This window comes from Marivivens donghaensis (assembly GCF_011806565.1).
In the GTDB taxonomy this organism is placed as follows: Bacteria; Pseudomonadota; Alphaproteobacteria; order Rhodobacterales; family Rhodobacteraceae; genus Marivivens; species Marivivens donghaensis_A.
The window spans coordinates 161,016-178,581 of the sequence record NZ_JAATOP010000006.1 but is presented as its reverse complement, the minus strand read 5'-3'; the positions used below and the strand labels follow the sequence as shown (position 1 = coordinate 178,581).

Sequence of the window (17,566 nt, the reverse complement as noted above, 5' to 3'; positions counted from 1 at the left end):
TGCAGTCAGTTCAGCTTTCAAGCTACCCCGCACCAGCGCTGACACACTATGTTTCGGCGCACATCACGCCATGGTGAATTCATCCTTCGTCGTCGTCGAACTTCACGGAGCCGATATACGGCAGGTTGCGGTTCCGCTGGGCAAAGTCGATCCCGTATCCCACGACGAACTCGTCAGGAATTTCAAACCCGATCCAGTCCGCCTTGAAATCCACCTCGCGGCGGGCAGGTTTATCGAGCAGTGCAATGGTCTTCATCCGCGCAGGATGGCGAGCGGTCAGATACTCCGACACCGCCGACAGCGTATGCCCCGTATCCACGATATCCTCAACGATCAGCACATCACGCCCCGCAATCTGCCCCCGCAGGTCTTTCAGAATACGCACCTCGCGTGAGCTTTCTGTGCTGTCGCCGTAGGACGAGGCTTCGATAAAATCGACCTCCACCGGCAGATCAAGTTCCCGCACCAGATCGGCGATGAACACAAACGATCCGCGCAGCAGCCCCACGACCACCAGCTTGGGCGTGTCGTCGAACTCGGCCTTGATCTCGTCCGCCAACGCCTCGATCCGCGCGGCAATCGCCTTGGCCGAGATCATCTGATCGATGTGATACTTGCGCGTGGTCATGCCAAATCCTCCGGTCTTCCGCTGCGCCGCCACCATGCGCCAAAGCCGGGCAAATCGCCACGGATATCCTCGGACACAAGCTCGCCCCTTGCGCTCTCCACTCAGCGCCGTAAGTAAAGGACGGAAGACGACGAGGACGACATATGCCGCACCACGAAGAATCCAAGGTCCTGCCCTATACCGCCCAGCAGATGTACGATCTGGTGGCCGATGTAGCGAGTTACCCCAAATTCCTCCCGTGGACCGCAGGCGCTCGCATCCGTTCGGTGACCGACCACGGCGACCACCAGATCATGCTGGCCGATCTCGTCGTATCCTTCAAAGTCTTCCGCGAAAGTTTCGGCTCGCGCGTCACGCTCTGGCCCGAGAAAAAACAGATCGACACCGCCTACATCGACGGCCCGTTCAAATACCTCAACAGCGTCTGGAAGTTCCGCGATGTCGAAGGCGGCTGCGAGGTCGCGTTCAAAGTCGATTTCGAATTCAAAAGCCGCATCCTGCAAGGCGCCGCCGGCATGTTCTTCAATGAAGCCATGTCCCGCGTCGTCCGCGCCTTCGAAGACCGCGCCCGCCAGCTCTACGGCTAACGAAAAAGGCAAGGAGCCGCGCCCTTTGCCTTTGTGCCAAAAATATCCCGGGGGAAGCGGCACCGCCGCTGGGGGCAGCGCCCCCAGTACCCGCTCAGATCACGCCAGACCCAGTTTCTTGTTCCGCGCCGCACGCAACTGCGCGAAATCGTCGCCTGCGTGATAGGACGAACGGGTCAGCGGCGTGGCCGATACCATCAGGAAGTTCTTGCCGTAAGCGGCCTGCTCATAGGACTTGAACTCGTCGGGCGTGACGAAACGGTCCACGGCGTGGTGCTTCGGGGTCGGCTGGAGGTACTGGCCGATCGTCAGGAAGTCGATGTCGGCAGAGCGCATGTCGTCCATGACCTGCAACACCTGCGCACGCTCTTCGCCCAGACCGACCATGATGCCCGACTTAGTGAACATCGACGGATCGATTTCCTTCACGCGCTGCAACAGACGCAGCGAGTGGAAGTAACGCGCACCCGGACGCACTTCGTGATAGAGGCCCGGCACGGTTTCGAGGTTGTGGTTGAACACGTCGGGCTTTGCCGCGACGACGGTTTCCAGCGCGTCAGGGCCGCACTTGAGGAAGTCGGGCGTCAGCACTTCGATGGTGGTATCGGGCGAACGGTGACGGACGGCGCGGATGGTCTGCGCGAAATGCTCGGCGCCGCCATCGTCAAGGTCATCGCGGTCGACCGAGGTGATCACGACGTGCTTGAGGCCGAGCTTCTGGACCGCATCGGCAACGCGGCCCGGCTCGAACGCATCGAGGTTCTGCGGCTTACCGGTGGCGACGTTGCAGAACGTACAGCCGCGGGTACAGATCTCGCCCATGATCATCATGGTAGCGTGGCCCTGGCTCCAGCATTCGCCCGCGTTCGGGCAGCCTGCTTCTTCGCACACGGTGACCAGCTTGTGCTCGCGCATGATCTTGTGGGTATCGCGGTAACCCTGCGAGGTCGGGGCCTTCACACGGATCCATGCCGGCTTTTTCGGCTGGGCATTGTCCTTGCGATGCGCCTTTTCGGGGTGGCGCTGATCGGGGATCTTAAGGTCGCGCATGTGCTCCTCCTGCGAGCGATCTGCCAAAGACTTAGGCCCTTTCGGGAATGAACGCAACGAATGCCAGCTATGCATTCGTATTGCCGCAGAGCAGCATTGAGACTTGACTGGAATCATTCTAAGTACCGCTCAAACGCGGCGCGAGCCGCCAAAGCCAAAATGGAGATGACTATGCAAGTCGGTTACAAGCTTCCCCAGGTGACTTTCAAAACCCGCGTTCGCGACGAGTCGATCGAAGGCCCGAACCCGTTCCGCTGGGAAGACAAAACCACCAACGATTACTTCGCAGGTAAGCGCGTTGTTCTGTTCTCGCTGCCGGGCGCATTCACCCCGACCTGCTCGACCTACCAGCTTCCGGGCTTTGAAAACGGTCACGCCGATTTCGCTGCCGAAGGCATCGACGAAATCTACTGCATGTCGGTCAACGACTCGTTCGTCATGAACCAGTGGGCCAAGGCGCAGGACCTCAAGAACGTCAAAGTCATCCCGGACGGTTCGGGCGAATTCAGCCGCCGCGTCGGCATGCTGGTGCGCAAGGACAACCTCGGCTTCGGTCTGCGCTCGTGGCGCTACGCTGCCGTCATCAACGACGGCGTTGTCGAAGCATGGTTCGAAGAGCCGGGCCTGTGCGACAACCACGGCGAAGACCCCTACGGTGAATCGTCGCCGGAAAACGTCCTGTCGTGGATCAAGAAAGCAAACGCAGAAGCCGCAGCGTAATCGCCAGCTTCTGACAGGTTTGAAGGCCCGCCCGTTTGTGGCGGGCCTTTTTCGTTATGCTGCGATGCGGCTGCACGCGGTTTTCAGCAGCTCCCTGCCCGCCTCGCCGATCAGCTCCGCTAGGTCACTGAACCAGCCGTCATTGTCGGTGGATTTACGGCGCACCAGCGCGATGGTCCGTTCGGGCTGCGGCTCGGGAAAGCGCATGACGCCCATGTCGGGCATCGCCGCCGATTCCGCGTTCACGGCCATCTCGGGGAGGAGCGTCAGCCCGAACCCCTGCCCGACCAAGCCGCAGAGCGTCGACAGCGAGGACGCGGACAGATCGACCGCTTGGCGCCGCCCTTTTAGTCCGCAAACCGCGAGCGCTTGGTCCGAAAGGCAGTGCCCGTCTTCAAGCAGCAGCAGAGACCCCGGCGGCAGATCGCTCGGGTTCGGCGGCGCTGTCTCGGTGTAGCTGGCGATCCGCGATTTGCTCCCCGCGAGGAGGAAGCGGTCGAAAAACAGCTCCGTCACTTCCAGCCCGTGCAGGTCGATGGGCAGCGCAATGATGGCGGCGTCGATCTCGCCCTTTTGCAGCGCATCGACGAGCCGGTGCGTCTGCGCCTCGCGCACCTTCAGTTCCAGCGAGATATCCGCCGACCGCAGGCGCGTGAGGACATGCGGCAGGAGATACGGCGCGATGGTCGGGATCGCGCCGAGGGTCAGCGAGCCGCTCAGGCCGCCGCGTAAACGGGCCGAGGCTTCCAGATCGCGCACCTCGGTCAGGATCACCCGCGCACGGGCCAGAACATCCTGCCCGGCCCGCGTCAGACGGATTTCACGCGGCATCCGCTCGACCAGTTTGACGCCGAGGTTCGCCTCCAATTCCTTGATCTGAAGCGAGAGCGCAGGCTGGGTCACATTCGCCAGTTCTGCGGCGAGCGTGAAGTTTCCCGCATCGGCGAGAGCGACGAAATAGCGGAGCTGGCGGAAGGTCGTGTTCATAAGCTGATCTTATGGCAGGTGGCGATCCGGCAAAAGTCCTTTAACCGATCAGGTCGGAATGCTGCATCCGGTCATAGTGGCGACGCAAGCGTTCGAGCGCGATCCGCAGCACGATTTTGCCCGACCGCGCGGCCCAGAGAAGCTCCTTCTCGATCGTCTCCAGCCCTTCGAGGTAGCAGCAGCAGCGCACCACCACATCGCCCAGCCCCGGCCCGAGGTCCGACAGCGCGGCCAGAGCGCGGTCCTTCGCCGCCGAAGGCTCGCCCGTGTCCACCTCCTGTCCCATCAGGAAGCCGTGCCAGTGCGCCACGGTGAACGCCGACATGCCGCCAAGCTCGAAATCCTCGCGCAGGCGTTCGCCCGCAACCACGTATTCGCGCGGCAAAAACATGGAGCCGTCCTTGTCGCGGCGGCGGGCCAGCATGGTGAGCGGGCTTTCGGCGGTGACGGCGCGGCGCGTCGGCTCTTCGTCCCAGATGGCGTTTTCGCGCACGAATCCCGCTTCGGTCAGCGGCGTGCCCAGCATTTCCTTAACCGCCTGACGCCCCGCAGCGGTGATCCGGTAGCGGGCGATGCGGGCCGATGGGTCCTCGCAAGCGATCCAGTCGCGCAGCGCCATCGCCTGCGCAATCTCGCGCGGGGTGACGGCGGTCCGCGTGGTTTCGCCGCCCGTATCGCGGACCACGACGGCCATCTCCATCTCGCGGGCAACGGCGAGCACGGCGCCCGCCTCGCACAAGCGGCGCAGGATGCGGCCGCCCTCCTCGCGGATGCGGGTCTCATCAATCAGTGCAGGCTGCACGGTGGTCATGGTGTTGGGTTCGAGTTGCATGGAGAAGTCCTTTGAGGTCAGACAATTACGGGGCGCACCGCAGTTGGAGAGCGCTTGCAGCGCGTCGTCGACAAGAGGATCGTCGCGCAGGTTCTCGTACCTGCGGACCTGCCGCAAAATCGTGGAAGCATGGCAATCCTTGGCGCGGGCCAGCGCGCGGATCGACACGCCTCTGGCGGTGTGCATGAGATAATTTCGTGCGGCCTCGGGGAGCCATTTCGGCAACGTCTCCGCAAAGGCAAGGCTTTCGGCAGTTTCCATCCCGCATTCCTCTTGTCGTCCTGCGCTCGGCACGGACCCATTTACAGAATGGCAACCTAAAGTGGTTAACCTTACCGATTTCTTAAGAGGACCGCGTTACTCCATCTTTGTTTCTAAAGAATAAATTCGGGTAACCGTGGCGAACGCCCGCTGACCGCTTCGCGCAACACCCTCAAAACACGGTGCAGGATGGTCCCACTGAAACGCCAATCAGGGGGCACCGATGTTTGATATTCTGGGTATGGTTTCGACGCTGAAGCGTCCGTCGCTTCTGGTCCGCAGCGCACGTCACGGCGTCGCTGATTACTGCCGCGACCGGCATCTGCCGCGTCTACTGAAACGCAATACGGCCCCGCGGCATGGCGAGGCGTTGATGCGTCTGATGGAGATGGAAGCGGATCTGAACGAGCAGCGTCTGGGCGACCGTGCTGCCTATTCCTTTGCCAGCCATATCGAGGTGCTGATCGCGATCATGGCCGAAGCGCGCCTTCTGACGGCAGCGCGAGAAGCCCGCGGAGTATGACCCCCGCGGGCAATGGTCTTAGCTGGAGAAGCTGTCGGGCATCGAGTCCTTCTTCTCCTGCACGAAGGCGCGGAGCTTCTGCTCGATGATCGGATCCAGCATCGGCTGCTGGTACTGCGACAGCATCTTGTCGACACGGCTGGAGGCCAGCTGACGGGTATCGCGGCCGCCCTCTTCGTCCCACGTCTCGAACGGCTTGTAGTCGAGCAGTTCGGTGCGCCAGAACGCGGTCTTGAAGTTCGCTTGGGTGTGCGCACAACCGAGGTAGTGACCGCCCGGACCGACTTCGCGGATGGCGTCCATCGCCTGACCGTTTTCGGTCATGTCGATGCCCTTGGCCAGACCGTGCAGAGCGCCGAGCTGATCGGCGTCCATGACGAACTTTTCAAAGTCGGCAACGAGGCCGCCTTCGAGCCAGCCGCAGGAGTGCAGCATGAAGTTCACGCCAGCCATGAGGCCCATGTTCAGCGAGTTCGCGGTTTCGTAAGCCGCCTGCGCGTCGGGCAGTTTGGAGCCGCAGAAGCTACCTGCCGAACGGTACGGCAGGTTCATACGGCGGGCCAGCTGGCCGGTGCCGTAGGTGATCAGCGCGGCTTCCGGCGTACCGAAGGTCGGCGCGCCCGAGTTCATGTCGATCGAGGTCACGAAGGCGCCCATGATAACCGGCGCGCCCTTGCGGACGAGCTGGCTGTAGGCCACGCCTGCGAGCGTTTCGGCAGCTACCTGCGTCAGGGTGCCGGCAACGGTCACCGGAGCCATAGCGCCGCCGACGATGAACGGCGAGATGATGCAGGCCTGATTGTTCTTCGCGTAGACTTCCAGAGCACCCATCATAATACTGTCGAAGGTCAGCGGCGAGTTGATGTTGATGAGCGAGGTCATCACGGTGTTGTTCTGGACGAACTCCTTACCGAAGAGGATTTCGCACATCTCGACCGAATCCTGCGCACGGCTCGGCTCGGTCACGGACCCCATGAACGGCTTGTCCGACAGGGTCATGTGAGCCAGCAGCATGTCGAGGTGACGCTTGTTCACCGGCACGTCGGTCGGCTCGCAAACGGTACCGCCCGAGTGGTGGAGCCACTTGGACATGTAGCCGAGTTTTACGAACTTGTTGAAGTCTTCCATGGTCGCATAGCGGCGGCCACCAGCGTCACGCACGAACGGCGGGCCGTAGACCGGAGCCAGAACGAGGTTCTTGCCACCGATTTCGACGCTACGCTCGGGGTTGCGGGCGTGCTGGGTGAACTTCGACGGAGCGGTCTTGCACAGCTCGCGGGCAAGGCCGCGGGGAATGCGGACGCGGTCGCCTTGGATGTCGGCACCGGCTTCTTTCCACAGCGCGAGCGCACCGGGGTTTTCGGGGAAGTTTACGCCGATTTCCTCGAGGATCGTCTCGGCGTTGTACTCGATGATCGAGAGCGCTTCGTCGTCGAGGACTTCGAGGTTCGGAATATTGCGCTCGATGTACTTGGCGGTTTCGAAGCTGACGGCGCTACGCTCTGCACGGCGGGCGGCACCTCCGCCTCCACGCGAACGACGGCTACGACCTTCTGCAACATCCGACATAATTATCCCTCCGGAGTGATCTTTGCGAGTGTCATAGACAGTTTGGCGAAGCGCCAATGCAGAGTTTGCGTCCTCTTAGTCGTGAAAGCGACATTCCACGTCACATATGACACTTGCGCAAATGGGGCGGTGGCCCTATTCGGCTGCCATGACCCAGCATCAATGTCTCCTCATCATCGACTTCGGCTCGCAGGTCACGCAGCTTATTGCGCGACGCCTGCGCGAACTGAATGTCTACTGCGAAATCCGCCCCTACCAGAACGTCACCGAAGAGGTCATCCGCGAGATCGACCCCAAGGCTGTCATTCTGTCCGGCGGTCCTGACAGCGTGACCCGCGAAGGCAGCCCACGCGCACCGCAAGCCCTGTTCGACATGGGGCTTCCGATCTTCGGTATCTGCTATGGCCAACAGGTCATGATGGAACAACTCGGCGGTAAGGTCGAAGGTGGACACCACGCCGAATACGGCCGTGCGTTCGTCGCCCCCGCCGAAGGCCACAAGCTCGACGGTATCTTTGCCGGTCTCTTCACCGAAGGCAAAGAACAGGTCTGGATGTCGCACGGCGACCGCGTGACCGCTCTGGCTCCGGGCTTCGAGATCGTCGCCACCTCGCCCAACGCCCCCTACGCCATGATCGCCGACGAAGAGCGCAAGTTCTACGCCGTGCAGTTCCACCCCGAGGTGCACCACACCCCGAACGGCAAGATCATGCTGGAAAACTTCGTCCGCAAGGCCGGTTTCACCGGTGACTGGACGATGGCTTCCTACCGTCAGGAAATGATCGAAAAGATCCGCGCGCAGGTTGGCGACAAAAAGGTCATCTGCGCACTATCTGGCGGCGTCGATTCCTCCGTGACTGGCATCCTGCTGCACGAAGCCATCGGCGACCAGCTGACCTGCGTATTCGTGGATCACGGTCTGCTGCGCCTTGATGAGGCAGAGCAGGTCGTTGCGATGTTCCGCGACAACTACAACCTGAACCTCATCCACGCGGACGAAAGCGACCTGTTCCTTGGCGAACTCGAAGGCGTTTCGGACCCCGAGGTGAAGCGCAAGACCATCGGCAAGCTGTTCATCGACGTGTTCCAGAAATACGCGGATGAAATCGAAGGCGCCGAGTTCCTTGCACAAGGCACCCTGTACCCCGACGTTATTGAATCCGTATCGTTCTCGGGCGGCCCGTCGGTCACGATCAAATCGCACCACAACGTGGGCGGCCTGCCGGAGAAGATGGGCCTCAAGCTCGTCGAGCCGCTCCGCGAACTGTTCAAGGACGAAGTGCGCGCGCTTGGCCGCGAACTGGGTCTGCCCGACAGCTTCATCGGTCGCCACCCGTTCCCCGGGCCGGGCCTCGCGATCCGCTGCCCCGGCGAGATCACCCGCGAAAAGCTGGACATCCTGCGCAAAGCCGACGCCGTTTACATCGACCAGATCCGCAAGCACGGTCTCTACGATGAAATCTGGCAGGCGTTCGCTGCGATCCTGCCGATGCGCACCGTGGGCGTGATGGGCGATGGCCGTACCTACGACTACGCCGTTGCGATCCGCGCTGTGACCTCGGTCGACGGTATGACGGCTGACACCTACCCGTTCACGCAGGAATTCCTCGGCGAGACGATGACCCGCATCATCAACGAAGTAAAAGGCGTGAACCGCGTGTTCTACGACCTGACCTCGAAGCCGCCGGGAACGATCGAACTGGAGTAATCCGGTTCTCATGTGGAAATGACAAAAGTGGCGCGGGATTTTCGCGCCGCTTTTTCTTTGCGGGGCGCACTGTGTAATCCGAGAGGCCGCGCCCGCGCAAAATCGCGCTCCCGTGTGCTTGCTTCAAAAACGATCACGGCGCAGGATGCCGCCAATTAATTGATCAAATTTCGGAAGGCTTACATGTCATCGACCCTGCGCGCCGCCCTCTGGATGATCGGCGCGATTACCGCCTTTTCCTCGATGGCAGTGGCTGGCCGCCAGATGAGTGGACACCTCGACACCTTCGAGATCATGTTCTACCGCAGCCTCGTCGGCATCCTCATCATGGTCACGGTTGTGCTGGTGACGGGCAAGCGCGGCGACATAAAGACCGACCGCCTACCCCTTCATTTCATTCGCAATATCAGCCATTTCACCGGCCAGAACCTGTGGTTCTTTGCCGTGGGTCTGATCCCGCTGGCGCAGGTCTTCGCGATGGAGTTCACCGCGCCGATCTGGGTCATCATCCTGTCGCCGCTGATCCTCAAAGAAAAGCTGCGGCCCATCGGTGTCGTCTCTGGCATCCTCGGCTTTATCGGTATCCTCGTCGTCACGCGCCCCAGCCCCGAAACGCTGGAATGGCCGCTGATTGCCGCCGGCCTCGCCGCCATCGGATTCGCGTTTTCCGCGATTTTCACCCGCAAACTGACCCGCGATCAGAGCACGGTCTGCATCCTGTTCTGGCTTTCGATCATGCAGGCGGTCTTCGGGCTGATCTGCGCGGGATATGATCTGAACATCCACGTTCCCGACATGGCGACCGTGCCTTACGTCGTGCTTGTCGGGTGCGCGGGCCTCTTTGCGCACTTCTGTCTGACGACGGCATTATCACTAGCCCCTGCCAGTATCGTGATGCCGATCGACTTTGCCCGCCTGCCGCTGATCGCGGTGGTCGGCATGGTGCTCTTCGGAGAGGCGATCGACGTGTATGTCCTTATTGGCGCAGCAATAATTTTCTTTGCGAACTGGATAAATATCCGTTCATCGCAAAATTAATCTTCTGTTAACCTCAGATCAGATACAGGGATTACGCTGCGTTAAAATTGACCACTCAATCAATTGATCGTTAGCGTTCCCGTATGGGACGAGGAACCCCATTGGGGAAAGAGGAAAACAATATGAAATATGCACTTAGCGCTGGCGCGTTTCTGCTGCTTGGCACTGCCATGGCAAACGCCGCCGGTATCGACCGTTCGGGTCAGCCTGTTGGACTTCTGTGGGAGGAAGGCGATGCGTTCGAACTGTCGTTCGGCGCCGTAGATCCGAGCATTTCGGGCACCGTCGCCATTCCGGGCGTTGGCGTTCTGGGTTCGGGCGACATGGCCGAAAGCTACAACCAGATTGGTCTGGGCTTTAAAAAGCAGCTGAACGACCAGTGGTCGGTCACCGTCATGTACGACCAGCCGTTCGGCGCTGACGTCGCCTACCCGACCGGCACCAACTACCCGCTTGCAGGCACCACCGCTGACCTGAACAGCGACGGCATCACCGGTGTCGCGAAGTACCAGATCAACGACAACTTCAGCGTCTACGGCGGCGCGCGCATGGTATCGGTCGGCGGTGACGTCGAGATCTACCAGAACGGCGCACTGACCTACACCGGCGAATTCGCCAACACCAGCGGCACGGGCTACGTTGCCGGTGCTGCTTACGAGCGCAAGGACATCGCGCTGCGCGTCGCTCTGACCTATTCGTCGGAAATCGACCTGTCGATCCCGACCATGGAGAACGGCAACCCGAGCCTGAACACCGAAGTCACCCTGCCGGATTCGTGGAACCTCGATTTCCAGAGCGGTATTATGGCCGACACCCTCCTGTTCGGTAGCGTCCGCTACGTGGACTGGAGCGAGTTCGACATCACCCCGTTCGGCTACAACCTCGCCACCGGCGACTCGCTGGTCGACTATGCCAACGACGGCATGACCTACTCGCTGGGTGTTGGTCGCCGCTTCACCGACGACTGGTCGGCAGCGATCACCCTGTCCTACGAAGAATCGAACGGCGGTCTGGTATCGAACCTCGGCCCGACCGACGGCAACTTCGGCGTTGGCCTCGGCGCGACCTATCAGGTTCAGGACAACGCCAAGATCACTTTCGGCATGAAGTGGGTCGACATCGGCGACGCAAGCACCGACCTGACCCCGACGGGCCTGCCGGCTGGCGCCATCCAGGGCAAGTTCACCGACAACTCGGCAACTGCCTTCGGCGTGAAGCTCGTCACCACCTTCTGATCCTTCCCGTGGATCGCGCGAAAGGCCCTGCAACTTGCGGGGCCTTTTTCGTTGGGCAAGCGGGGTAAAAATAAGCTAGATCAAACGCATCACCGCCGTTACTGACGAAGCATCATGATCTACCAGACCGCACAAGACTGGCGCGACGCGCCGCAAAAGCATGTCCTCCTGTTCGGGATGTCCGGACTGGGCAAGACCTATATTTCCAACCTGATGCGCGATCACGGCGACTGGTTCCACTACTCGGTCGATTACCGCATCGGCACCCGCTACATGGGCGAATACATCGCCGATAACGCGAAGGCCGAGGCGATGAAGGTGCCGTTCCTGCGCGAGCTGCTGATGACGGATTCGATCTACATCGGATCGAACATCACGTTCGAGAACCTGAGCCCCGTCTCGACCTACCTCGGTAAACCGGGTGATCCGGCGAAGGGAGGCATTCTGATCGACGAATACAAACGTCGTCAGGAACAGTTCCAGCGGGCCGAGATCGATGCGCTGATGGACACGTCGTATTTCATCCGCCGCGCGCAGGCGCTTTATGGCTATCCGCATTTCATCTGCGATACGGGCGGGTCGATCTGCGAGTGGGTGGACATCGACAACCCGAACGATCCGATCATGGCCGAGCTGTCGAAGCACGCGCTCTGCATCTGGATCGAAGGCTCGGACGCGCATATCGACGAGCTGTGCCGCCGTTTCGACAAAGCGCCCAAGCCGATGTCCTATCAGGCCGAATTCCTCGACCAGTCGTGGAATGCCTACCTCGCCGAAAAGAACGTCGACGCCGACAAGGTGAATCCCGACGATTTCATCCGCTGGACGTACCGCAAGGCACTCGACCACCGTCAGCCGCGCTATGCCGCGATGGCCGAAAAATGGGGTATTACGGTCAAGGCCGAGGACATCTACGCAGTCAAAACGCCTGCCGACTTTGAAAACCTCGTCGCAAAAACCCTTGAGGACCGCCGTTAAGGAGAATACATCTCCGTTCTCAATTCATTCAGGAAACGCGAAAATGCCCATCAAACTGCCCGAAAACCTTCCCGCCTACGACGTGCTCTCGCACGAGGGCGTGATGGTCATGTCGGACGAGCGGGCCGCACGACAGGACATCCGCCCGTTGCGGTTCGGCCTGCTCAACCTGATGCCGAAGAAGATCCAGACCGAAAACCAGTTCGCCCGCCTCATGGGTGCGACCCCGCTGCAAATTGAGCTGTCGCTCATTCGCATGTCGGAGCACGAGACGAAGAACACCGCTGCCGAGCACATGGCGGAGTTCTACCGTCCGTTCAAAGACGTGGCCGACAGCGGCGAAAAGTTCGATGGACTGATTATCACCGGCGCGCCGATCGAACATCTGCCGTTCAACGAAGTGACCTACTGGAGCGAGCTTCAGGAAGTGTTCGAGTGGACGCAGACCAACGTTCACTCCACCTTCGGCGTGTGCTGGGGCGGCATGGCGATGATCTACCACTTCCACGGCGTGCAGAAGCACATCCTCGACCACAAAGCGTTCGGCTGCGTGCGTCACCGCAACTGCGAACCGGCCTCGCCTTACCTGCGCGGGTTCTCGGACGATATGGTTGTGCCTGTGAGCCGCTGGACCGAAATGCGCCGCGACGAGATCGAGTCCAAGGACGGTCTGAACATCCTGCTCGACAGCAACGACACCGGCCCTTGCCTTGTCAGTGATGAGGCGCACCGTGCGCTCTATGTCTTCAACCACTTCGAATACGACAGTGGCACCCTGAAGGAAGAGTACGACCGCGATGTGGCTGCGGGTAAGCCGATCAACGTGCCTGCGAACTACTATCCGCACGACGATCCGTCGCAGAAACCGCAGAATAGGTGGAGAAGCCACGCTCACCTTCTATATGGCAACTGGATAAACGAAATTTACCAGACGACGCCATATGACCTTTCTTCCATCGGCTCTTAAGATTCTACTCGCACTCATAGCACTGCTGGCGGCTTCGGCTGTCCTGACCAGCTGCACGGCCAGCAGTCGCACAAAGGCGTGGGAAGAACGCTGGCCGCCCGAGGGCGAATTCATCGACGTCGCGGGACAGCCCGTTCACTATGTCCGCATGGGGAATAGCGGCCCGCAGATCGTCCTGATCCACGGCGCCAGCGGCAACACCCGCGATATGGAGATCGGTCTGGGTGCGGCTCTGGCCGACCGTTACCAGGTGCTGATCTTCGACCGTCCGGGCCTTGGCTATACGCCGACGCTGGCGGAAGGCACGGACTCCGGCACGCCAGCCGAACAAGCGGACGTATTGCGTCAGGCGGCTATCGCGCTGGGTTTCGAAAAGCCTATCGTGCTGGGCCATTCCTACGGCGGCGCGGTCGCGCTGGCTTGGGTGACGTATCATCCCGAAAACGCGGCGGCTCTCGTGGACCTTGCGGGCGCGATCTACCCGTGGGGCGGCGATGTCAGCACGCTCTATGACGCGATCAACACCTCGGTGGGCAGCGCGCTGCTACCGCCGATGATCAACGCCTTCGCGCCGACCTCTGTCATGGAAAGCGCGGTTGAAGGCGTGTTCGAACCCGAAGCCGCGCCCGAAGGCTATTTTGACGATATCGGTGTGCCGCTGATTGCCCGCAAAGAGTCCATGCGGGCCAACGCCCTGCAAGTCGCGCATCTGGACGCCGCGCTGCAGGTCCAGTCGCAGCAGTACGGCGAAATCACCATGCCGGTCGAGATCATGCACGGCACTGAGGACACGACCGTCTACCTCAAGATCCATTCCCAAGCGCTGGCGGACCTGCTGCCTCAGGCGAATTTCACTCCGATCGAAGGTGCGGGCCACATGATCCACCACACCCATATCTCCGAGGTCGTCGCCGTCATCGACCGCGCCGCAAAGGACGCCGGATTGAATTGATCGCCGCAGGGCACCATATTTAAAAAAGAACGGAGAACCAAATGGATAGCCTGCCTTTTGATGGTGCCATCAGCGCCTACTACAAAGACGAAGCCCCCGCGGCGGTGCGCAAGGCTATCAATGATCGCGGCGACGGTCTGATTTTCGGCGAGGGTTATCCCTACGACGATCAGATGAAAAAGAAGCTCTACAACGAACAAATGGACGCCCTTCAGCGCGAGCTGGTGCGGATGCAGGCGTGGGTCAAGGAAACCGGTCAGCGCGTCGTCATCGTCTTCGAAGGCCGCGATGCCTCGGGTAAAGGCGGCACGATCCAGCGGTTCACCGAGAACCTCAATCCGCGCGGCGCCCGTGTCGTGGCTCTGTCGAAGCCGACCGAGACTGAAGCGGGCCAGTGGTATTTCCAACGCTACATTGAAGAGCTGCCCACCAAGGGTGAAATCGTGTTCTTTGACCGTTCGTGGTACAATCGCGGCGTGGTCGAGAAGGTGTTCGGCTTTGTCTCCGACGACGAACGCGCCAAGTTCTTCGAACAGGTCGGCCCTTTCGAGAAGATGCTCGTCGACGAAGGTATCCATCTGTGCAAGCTGTGGCTCAACGTGGGCCGCGCGGCGCAGCTGAGCCGTTTCCTCGCGCGAGAGCAAGACCCGCTCAAACAGTGGAAACTGTCGTGGGTGGATGTCGAGGGCCTCAAGCGCTGGGACGAGTATTCGGATGCGATCCGCGAGACGCTCGGCTGGACCCACAGCATGGACACACCGTGGACGGTTATTCTTTCGGATGATAAACGTCGTGCCCGCGTGAACGCGATCAAATCCGTGCTCGCCAGCCTCGATTACACCGGAAAGAACGAAGACCTCGTGAACGATATCGACACCAAAATCTGTGGCGGGCCGGATATCTGGAATGGCTAAGCGGGGCTACCACCACGGCAACCTGCGCGAAGCTCTCGTTGCCGCCTGTCTTAAACTGATCGAGGAAAAAGGCCCGACAGGTTTCACCCTGTCCGAAGCCGCGCGCGAAGCGGGCGTGACCCCTGCCGCCGTTTATCGCCATTTCGAAGGCCGCGAAGACCTCATCGCCGAGGCCGCCAAGCAGGGCTACGAGATTTTTGCCGACCTGATGGAGCACGCCTACGAGAAAGGCGCGCCGAGCGCCCTCGCCTCGTTCGAAGCTGTCGGCCGCGCCTACCTCGCCTTTGCCCGCCGTTTTCCGGGTCACTACGTGGCGATGTTCGAAAGCGGCATCTCGTTCCAGCGGAACCCTGACCTGAACGCCGTGGCGACCCGTGCGCTCGGCGTGCTAGAGCGTGCCGCTGCCGACCTCGCCGCCAATATCCCCGCCGACCGCCGTCCGCCGCCGCAGATGTTTGCGGCGCATATCTGGGCAATGAGCCACGGTGTCGTCGAGCTCTTCGCGCGTGGCTCCCCTGGCACGCGCTCGCCCTTCCCGCCCGAGGATCTGCTGGAGACGGGGATCGGCGTTTACCTGCGGGGTCTGGGCCTCTTGCCGCCCGACCAGTGATCAGAGAATGAAATCATCCGCCGTGAGGTCGATCAGACCTTTGAGGCGGATGACCATCTCCGCATCGCCGTCACCGTCGCGATCCACCTGAACATCGGTCCAGTCCTTGTTCTTCGGCACGTCGATCTGGGTATAGGTCACCTCTGGCCCGACATCCGCACCGACATTTCCGGGCGCGATGAAGTCGAAGTCGTCAATCGCCGACAGGTCGATCTTGTCCTTGCCCTGCTTGAAGTCGAGGATCTTGTCGGCCTTTTTGGCGCGCGCACTGCTGTCCTTGATAGAGCTGAATTCAAAGACATCCCGTCCGCCGCCACCGAACAGCACGTCCCTGCCCGTCCCGCCGTTCAGCAGGTCGTCACCAGCGCCCGACGCCAGAAAATCGCGACCTCCGTTGCCGCTCAGAATGTCGTCGCCCGTGTCCGTTATGAACACGTTGTTCTTTTTATCGCCCGAAGCGATGACGTGGAAATTTCCGGTAAAGAGGTAGTTTTCGATGCTGATCAGCTTGTCCTGACCGATCGTGCTATCGGCGCGGCCGTGGATACCCGTCAGGAGGTTGAACTCCACCGCAAAGCTGAATGGTTCGAATTGCGGAAACAGGTCATTATCGAGCGGCGTGTAGAGCGTATCGTTCCCCGAACCGCCATTGAATGTATCGCTTCCGCCCAAGTTAATGATGAGGTCATCGCCGCCAAGCGCACGCACGTCCTCATTCGGCCCATCACCGCCTTCGGTCGTGATTTCGTCGTCGCCGCTGGTGCCCCGTACGATCTGTGCCATGTCTGCTCCCCTGTTCTGTCAGGTCCATCAAACCCCAGAACAACAGAGCGCCCTACCGCGTGTAGCCCTTTGCACCCCGCCCCTAGACGACTGCAACGCCGAAACGAAAAAAGCACCCCGAAGGGTGCTTTTCCGTATTCGAATTCGGGAAACGAATTAACGCTTCGAGAACTGGAACGAACGGCGGGCTTTGGCCTTACCGTATTTCTTACGTTCAACGACGCGGCTGTCACGGGTGAGGAAGCCAGCGGCCTTGAGCGCGCCGCGGAGCGACGGATCGTACAGCTGAAGAGCCTTCGAGATGCCGTGCTTGACAGCGCCGGCCTGACCCGAGAGGCCACCACCGGTGACGGTGGCGAATACGTCGAACTGGCCTTCAACGCCAGCGACGCCGAACGGCTGACGGACGATCAGCTGGAGAACCGGACGAGCGAAGTAAACCGGCATCTCTTTGCCGTTTACAACGATCTTGCCCGAACCCGGCTTGATCCAAACGCGAGCAACAGCGTCTTTACGCTTGCCGGTTGCGTAGGAACGGCCCAGCTCGTCACGAACCGGCTCACGGGGAGCAGCGGTTTCGACGACGGCTTCGCCAGCTGCACCAGCGAGATCCTGGAGCGAATTCAGTTGTTCAGCCATGATTAGACCCTCGTGTTTTTCTTGTTCATCGACTTGACGTCGAGAACTTCGGGCTTCTGGGCTTCCATGCCGTGCTCGGCACCAGCGAAGACGCGCAGGTGGGTCATCTGCTTGCGGCTCAGGCGGTTGCCCTGCAGCATGCGCTTGACGGCCTGGGTCACGACGCGCTCGGGGTGTGCACCCTCGAGGATCTGGCCAGTGGTGCGCGACTTGATACCGCCCGGGTGGCCGGTGTGCCAGTAGTTCGGCTTTTCGCGCTTCTTGCCGGTCAGCTGGATCTTGTCGGCGTTGATTACGATGACGTTATCACCCATGTCCATGTGGGGGGTGAAAGTCGGCTTGTGCTTACCGCGCAGGCGGTTGGCAACGATCGAAGCGAGACGGCCGAGAACAACGCCTTCAGCGTCGATCACGATCCATTTCTTCTCGATGTCTGCCGGAGTAGCAGAGAAGGTTTTCATAGGTCACCAGTTGTTGGTCGGTGTCGGGGCAAGCCCCACAAATTCGATGGGCGGGTTATATAGGCATCCAAATTACAGTCAAGCGCCACGATGCGGATAAAAACGAGCAAAAACAATGCACTGT

The 17,566-nt window shown here is 60.7% G+C and carries 19 protein-coding genes; 11 read left to right on the top strand and 8 right to left on the bottom strand.

Going from position 1 to position 17,566, the window contains the following annotated elements; all coding sequences use genetic code 11:
* Window positions 1-79: 79 nt before the first annotated feature.
* Window positions 80-628: a hypoxanthine phosphoribosyltransferase gene (gene hpt, locus HCZ30_RS10835; RefSeq protein WP_167638307.1), complete on the bottom strand. Its 549-nt coding sequence runs from the start codon at window positions 626-628 to the stop codon at window positions 80-82.
* A gap of 143 nt (window positions 629-771) precedes the next feature.
* Between hpt and HCZ30_RS10830 the strand changes: the two genes are divergently transcribed.
* Window positions 772-1,215, top strand: a complete 444-nt coding sequence (locus HCZ30_RS10830; RefSeq protein WP_167638306.1) for a type II toxin-antitoxin system RatA family toxin — start codon at window positions 772-774, stop codon at window positions 1,213-1,215.
* Between the two features lie 99 nt (window positions 1,216-1,314).
* Here HCZ30_RS10830 and lipA read toward each other — a convergent pair whose 3' ends face one another.
* Window positions 1,315-2,340: a lipoyl synthase gene (gene lipA, locus HCZ30_RS10825; protein WP_432442765.1), complete on the bottom strand. Its 1,026-nt coding sequence runs from the start codon at window positions 2,338-2,340 to the stop codon at window positions 1,315-1,317.
* 96 nt (window positions 2,341-2,436) lie between these two features.
* On the opposite strand from lipA, the gene HCZ30_RS10820 reads away from it, so the two are divergent.
* Window positions 2,437-2,985, top strand: coding sequence for a peroxiredoxin (locus HCZ30_RS10820; RefSeq protein ID WP_167638304.1), 549 nt, complete (start codon window positions 2,437-2,439; stop codon window positions 2,983-2,985).
* Between the two features lie 54 nt (window positions 2,986-3,039).
* Here HCZ30_RS10820 and HCZ30_RS10815 read toward each other — a convergent pair whose 3' ends face one another.
* Both HCZ30_RS10815 and HCZ30_RS10810 read right to left on the bottom strand, forming a co-directional pair.
* Complete coding sequence (locus tag HCZ30_RS10815) at window positions 3,040-3,972, bottom strand: hydrogen peroxide-inducible genes activator (RefSeq protein ID WP_167638303.1); 933 nt, start codon at window positions 3,970-3,972, stop codon at window positions 3,040-3,042.
* A 40-nt stretch (window positions 3,973-4,012) separates the two neighbouring features.
* Entirely contained in the window at window positions 4,013-5,065 is a 1,053-nt protein-coding gene (locus HCZ30_RS10810) for a DUF6456 domain-containing protein (protein WP_167638302.1), read from the bottom strand.
* Window positions 5,066-5,288: 223 nt separating this feature from the next.
* On the opposite strand from HCZ30_RS10810, the gene HCZ30_RS10805 reads away from it, so the two are divergent.
* A complete protein-coding gene (locus tag HCZ30_RS10805) occupies window positions 5,289-5,588 on the top strand; it encodes a DUF6477 family protein (RefSeq protein ID WP_167638301.1) in 300 nt (99 codons plus the stop codon).
* 18 nt (window positions 5,589-5,606) lie between these two features.
* On the opposite strand, the gene HCZ30_RS10800 is transcribed toward HCZ30_RS10805, so the two are convergent.
* Window positions 5,607-7,157: a trimethylamine methyltransferase family protein gene (locus HCZ30_RS10800; protein WP_167638300.1), complete on the bottom strand. Its 1,551-nt coding sequence runs from the start codon at window positions 7,155-7,157 to the stop codon at window positions 5,607-5,609.
* Between the two features lie 148 nt (window positions 7,158-7,305).
* Between HCZ30_RS10800 and guaA the strand changes: the two genes are divergently transcribed.
* The 8 genes from guaA to HCZ30_RS10760 all read left to right on the top strand — a co-directional run bounded on the left by guaA (window position 7,306) and on the right by HCZ30_RS10760 (window position 15,559).
* Window positions 7,306-8,865 (top strand): glutamine-hydrolyzing GMP synthase, encoded by a 1,560-nt coding sequence (guaA, locus tag HCZ30_RS10795; RefSeq protein WP_167638299.1) that lies wholly within the window; start codon window positions 7,306-7,308, stop codon window positions 8,863-8,865.
* Between the two features lie 183 nt (window positions 8,866-9,048).
* Entirely contained in the window at window positions 9,049-9,903 is an 855-nt protein-coding gene (locus HCZ30_RS10790) for a DMT family transporter (protein WP_167638298.1), read from the top strand.
* 122 nt (window positions 9,904-10,025) lie between these two features.
* On the top strand, window positions 10,026-11,138 hold the full coding sequence (locus HCZ30_RS10785) for an OmpP1/FadL family transporter (protein ID WP_167638297.1): 1,113 nt from the start codon (window positions 10,026-10,028) through the stop codon (window positions 11,136-11,138).
* Between the two features lie 114 nt (window positions 11,139-11,252).
* Complete coding sequence (locus HCZ30_RS10780; protein WP_167638296.1) at window positions 11,253-12,116, top strand: ATPase; 864 nt, start codon at window positions 11,253-11,255, stop codon at window positions 12,114-12,116.
* A gap of 43 nt (window positions 12,117-12,159) precedes the next feature.
* Window positions 12,160-13,083: a homoserine O-acetyltransferase MetA gene (gene metA / locus HCZ30_RS10775; RefSeq protein WP_167638295.1), complete on the top strand. Its 924-nt coding sequence runs from the start codon at window positions 12,160-12,162 to the stop codon at window positions 13,081-13,083.
* Window positions 13,058-14,035: an alpha/beta fold hydrolase gene (locus HCZ30_RS10770; protein ID WP_167638294.1), complete on the top strand. Its 978-nt coding sequence runs from the start codon at window positions 13,058-13,060 to the stop codon at window positions 14,033-14,035. Before metA ends, HCZ30_RS10770 begins: the two co-directional genes overlap by 26 nt.
* Before the next feature lie 41 nt (window positions 14,036-14,076).
* On the top strand, window positions 14,077-14,949 hold the full coding sequence (gene ppk2, locus HCZ30_RS10765; RefSeq protein WP_167638293.1) for a polyphosphate kinase 2: 873 nt from the start codon (window positions 14,077-14,079) through the stop codon (window positions 14,947-14,949).
* Window positions 14,942-15,559, top strand: coding sequence for a TetR/AcrR family transcriptional regulator (locus tag HCZ30_RS10760; RefSeq protein WP_167638292.1), 618 nt, complete (start codon window positions 14,942-14,944; stop codon window positions 15,557-15,559). The genes ppk2 and HCZ30_RS10760 overlap by 8 nt, the downstream gene beginning before the upstream one ends.
* Here the strand turns inward: HCZ30_RS10760 and HCZ30_RS10755 are convergent, their stop codons facing one another.
* The 3 genes from HCZ30_RS10755 to rplM all read right to left on the bottom strand — a co-directional run bounded on the left by HCZ30_RS10755 (window position 15,560) and on the right by rplM (window position 17,442).
* On the bottom strand, window positions 15,560-16,342 hold the full coding sequence (locus tag HCZ30_RS10755; RefSeq protein ID WP_167638291.1) for a calcium-binding protein: 783 nt from the start codon (window positions 16,340-16,342) through the stop codon (window positions 15,560-15,562).
* Window positions 16,343-16,498: 156 nt separating this feature from the next.
* Window positions 16,499-16,981 (bottom strand): 30S ribosomal protein S9, encoded by a 483-nt coding sequence (rpsI, locus tag HCZ30_RS10750; protein WP_167638290.1) that lies wholly within the window; start codon window positions 16,979-16,981, stop codon window positions 16,499-16,501.
* A gap of 2 nt (window positions 16,982-16,983) precedes the next feature.
* Window positions 16,984-17,442 carry a 50S ribosomal protein L13 gene (rplM, locus tag HCZ30_RS10745; protein ID WP_167638289.1) on the bottom strand — a complete coding sequence of 153 codons (459 nt, stop codon included), beginning with the start codon at window positions 17,440-17,442 and terminating at the stop codon, window positions 16,984-16,986.
* Window positions 17,443-17,566 lie beyond the last annotated feature (124 nt).